The following is a 4,873-nucleotide window of genomic DNA, read 5'->3' on the forward strand; positions in this document are numbered from 1 at the left end:
AAAAGTAAATACAGATATATGACAAAATATTTACATAAATACAATATAATAGTATAATTGTTTTGAATTGGAGGTGTATAACTGATAAGGAGTAACAAAGTGTAATATAATTTTAGTTGAATTAAATGAATTACAAATCATCAATAAGCTTTTTACAGGGGGATATAATGAAAAAATATAACAAAATCTTGGCATTGTTCTTATTAATAACTTTTTTATTTACATTAGTAGATTATAAGGTTTTTGCTAAAGAAGATAAAAAATCAACTGAAGTAACAAATCAATCACAACAAACAAATGAAATTGGAAATAAAGAATCTAAAATTGTAGGAGAATCAATTGAGAAAAGGGAGAAAAATGTTAAACACTTTATCAAGGATGATGGTACTTATGTAGCATGTTCATATTCAACAGCAGTACATTATAAAGAAAATGGTCGATGGAAAGACATTGATAATACTTTAATTGATGATAAAGATGAAAATGGAAATGAAACAATAGCAAATAAAGATAATGATATAAAATTTAAAGTAGCAAAAAATTTAAAATCAAATAAGCTGGTATCTATAAAGAAAGATAAATATGAAATTTCTTGGAATATTGAAAATACACAGCAATCAAAAGCAAAGGTAATTACATTAGCTAATTCATCAGAGACGATATCAGCTGATGAAAAATTTACAAAGCTATCTAAACTAAATTCATCAGTGATTTTTGAAAATGCATTTCAGGACATTGATATAAAATACGATATTCAATCTGAGAATATAAAAGAAAATATCATTTTAAACAAAAATACTGATATTCCTGAATTTATATTTAACTTGAATTTAAAGAATTTAGTTATGGAGAAAAATGAGGATAATTCAATTAAATTTTACGATGAAAGAGATAAAAAAGAAGTCATATTTATAATGCCAGCTCCATTTATGTTTGATGAAAAGAAAAATATAAGCACAAAAATTGATGTACAAATAGTTCTGGATAATAATAAATATAAGTTAATTCTTAAACCTGATAAAGAATGGCTAAATGATGCTGACAGGGCCTATCCAGTAACGATAGATCCATATATTTATTCGTTTAGTATAGATAATAAAAATATTAATATGGCATATGTAAGAAAATCATCTCCTGATTTTAATGGAGCTAATCAAGGTTTTGTTTTGGCTGATAATATGAGAACATATTTAAGTTTTAGTCTTCCAACCTTAACAACAGCAGATAAAGTAACTCAAGCAAATATTTATTTGCAATATTACTTATCTCCTTGGGGGAGTTTTGATTATATTTATGTCCATAAGGCTCTAGGACCTTGGGATAAAAACACAATTACATGGAATAACCAGCCAGAATATGATGAAAATATTAATAGTCTATCATGGGTAAAAAATAATAATAGTAATGACTATGAGTTACAATATTGGACAATAACTAATATAGTACAAGATTGGTATACCTATGGAAATAATTATGGTCTGATGTTAAATTGTGATACGGCGGATACGAGCTGTTCATTGTGTACCGTTGGTCACATAGAGAATACAGGGACACCAAGTTTACAGGTATCTTATTCAAACAATTTGGGATTGGAAGATTATTTTACATATCATTCACAGAGTGCAGGGAGAGCTGGTACGGGTTATGTAAATGATAATAATGGAAATCTTACTTTTGTTCATAATGATTTAAGTATGAATGGCAATAGGATGCCTATTGCATTAACACATGTTTATAATAGTAGCGAAAAAAATATAAATAGTAGCTTAGGTTTAGGATGGAGGCTAAATTTAAGTAAAAGGATTGATGGCTCAATCTATATTGATGAAGATGGCACAAAGCATTATTTTAGCCCAGTTTTAAACCCATCAGATGAAGATGGATTAGTACCAAATGACACGGATGGATTAGGTTTAATTTTCATAAAGTATTCAGGCTCAGATTTATGGAGATATAAAGTTAAAGATACAAAAGGAAATTATTCACTGTTTGATAGCAATGGATACCTTAGAAAAATTGTGGATAATAACGGAAATGCTATGGAGATAAATTATAATCCTGATTACACTATAAGTTCTGTCATTGATGGTGTGGGGAGAACAGCAATTTTTAGTTATACAAATGGCAAATTAAGTAGTATAAAAGATCCATCAAATAGATTAATGGTATATGAATACAGTGAAGACAAGCTTGTGAAAATTACTTATCCTGATAATAAGTGTACAACATATAATTATGATTCAAAAAATAATTTAGTATCTGCAGTTAATTTTGATGGCTATAAATGTGAATTCCAATATTATGATCCGATTCCCAATAAAATTAAAAAAATAATTGAAAAACATACAGATGGCACAATAGGTAAAGAGCTGCAATTGGTATATGGAACAAGCTCAACAACATTTATAGATGAAACAGGAAGAAAAAATCTTTACCAATTTAATGAGTATGGAAATACTACTTGTATAACTGATTCACAAGGTAATGCACAATATTATAAATATTATAGGGGCACCAATATAAATAATAAACTGTCATTGCAATCAAAGTTGCAAAAAACAGTAACAAATTACATTTTAAATCATAATATAGAAGCTGAGGATGGTTGGCTTCAAAATAGTTCAGGTGGTTCAATTGCTTCAGCAGAATTTACGACAGAAGCACAATATTTAGGTAATAGATCATTAAAGATAAAAAAAGATAATGTAAATGGATGTCATAATTATTATCAACAAATAAATTTAAGTAAAGGGAAAAAATATACTTTATCAGGGTTTGTTAAAACAAACGGTATAACGAATACAAGTAATAAAGGAGCATATATCTCAATACAATATTTTGATAATAAAGGGACTATTAGTAATATTAAATCATCTTTCATTAATGGGACAAATGAGTGGGGGAGATATGAAGTTACTTTCATATTGCCTCAAGATTCAACAAATGAAAATATCAGTGTAATTGCAGGTGTTGAGGGAGAAACAGGTACAGCATATTTTGACTGCTTACAGTTGGAAGAAGGCTCTATTGCAAATAGATATAATATAATAGAAAATAGTGATTTTACGTATGGAGGAGCAGAACCTTTATGTTGGAGTAAAGATTTAAGTTGTGATACTGAAGATGCAGTTGTACTCCTATCGGATAGTGATTATCCCTCAGGGTTAAACAATAAATGTTTTAAAATTAATGGTAAAGTAAATAAAAGTAAACAAGTAAAACAAACACAAAATATTTCTGGCAAAGCAGGAGATACACTAACATTTGGTGCATGGATAAAAGCAAATTGTGCCGCAAGAAGACCTAACGAAGAAAGTGCCTATATATACATTGTTTATTATGCTCCAAGTTTAAAAGAATTTAAAATACCATTGAATCGATATGTAAATGATTGGCAATATCTTTGTGATAGTATTGTTATGCCAAATGATTATACAATAAAAGAAATTGCATTTAATTATGGCGGTGAAGTTAACAGTGCATATATTGATGGTATCCAACTATATAAAGAAAGTTATGGAATTGATTATAAATATGACTCTAAAGGAAATTTGATTTCTCAAACTGATATATTGAATCAAAGTACACAGTTAGAATATAATCAAGCAAATGATATAACTAGAATCATCAATCCTAAAGGAAACTATGTTACATCAAGTTATGATACTAAACATAATTTAACTGAAACCGTTTCAAATGAAAATATAATAAATTATTTTTACTATGATAGTTATGGAAATTTGTGCGTTACTGATAACCATGATTATTATCGTAATTATAATGGTAGGGGTATAAGGAAGGAATTAACATATACTTCCGACAAAAATTATCTAAAAACTGTTAAGGATGTTGCGACAGGAAATACAGTTATATTTAATTACAACATTGCTAAAGGCACATTGGATAGTGTAATGGATCCTAAAAACAAAACAACCTACTATTCATATGATAATAACCTTGATAGGTTAACAGATGTAACAAAGACAGTGGATGACCAACAGATAAAGAATGCATATAGATATGAAAATGACTATCTAAAAACAATAATTCATAATGGATTTAATTACAATTTTAATTTTGATTCATTGGGTAATAAAACAGGAGTTTTAATTGGAAATCAAGCATTAGTAACCAATATATATGAACCCAGAACAAGTAAATTAATACAAGCAAATTATGGAAATGGTCATATAGTTAGATTTGATTATGATAACCTTGATAGAATTACATCAATTAATTATTACAATAACCAAATATTCACTTTTGAATTTGATGCTAGTGGTAATTTAGGTTATCAAGAAGATTTAGTAAATGGAGTAACCTATAAATACTACTATGACAGTAATAATAAGATAATTAAAGTGAAAGACTCAAAAGGCAATAATACAAGTTTTGAATACGATAATAACAGTAATGGAACAAAAATTATAGAAAATATTGGTACTCAAAAATATACTACTATCTATGATTTTGATAGGGATGATAGACTTAAAAAGGTTACACTACCAAACAGTAGGACATTGGATATTTTATATGACCCTATTGGAAGATTGAATAGCAAAACTTTAAACACAGGCAGCTTTAATTATAATACTACATTTAGCTATATAGATTCCAAAACAGATACCAGTTATACAACAAATATGCTTGCATCAATTAATAACAATGGTAAGAGCATCAATTACACATATGATGCAAATGGAAACATTGAAACAATAACGCAAGATGGAAAAATAATAAAGTATTATTACAATGAGCTAAATGAACTTACGAGGGAAGATAACCAAATACTTAATAAAACAATTGTATATGTATATGATATGGGTGGTAATATAAAAACCAAAACAGAATATCCATATACAACAGGAACACC

1 protein-coding gene is annotated in these 4,873 nt (G+C 27.8%); it reads left to right on the forward strand.

The features are described from left to right. Window positions 1–167: 167 nt before the first annotated feature. Window positions 168–4,873, forward strand: a 4,706-nt coding sequence (locus Q428_RS13335) for a DNRLRE domain-containing protein (RefSeq protein ID WP_035381744.1), incomplete at its 3' end; no start/stop codon positions are given.

This window comes from Fervidicella metallireducens AeB (assembly GCF_000601455.1).
Taxonomy (GTDB): Bacteria; Bacillota; Clostridia; order Clostridiales; family Caloramatoraceae; genus Fervidicella; species Fervidicella metallireducens.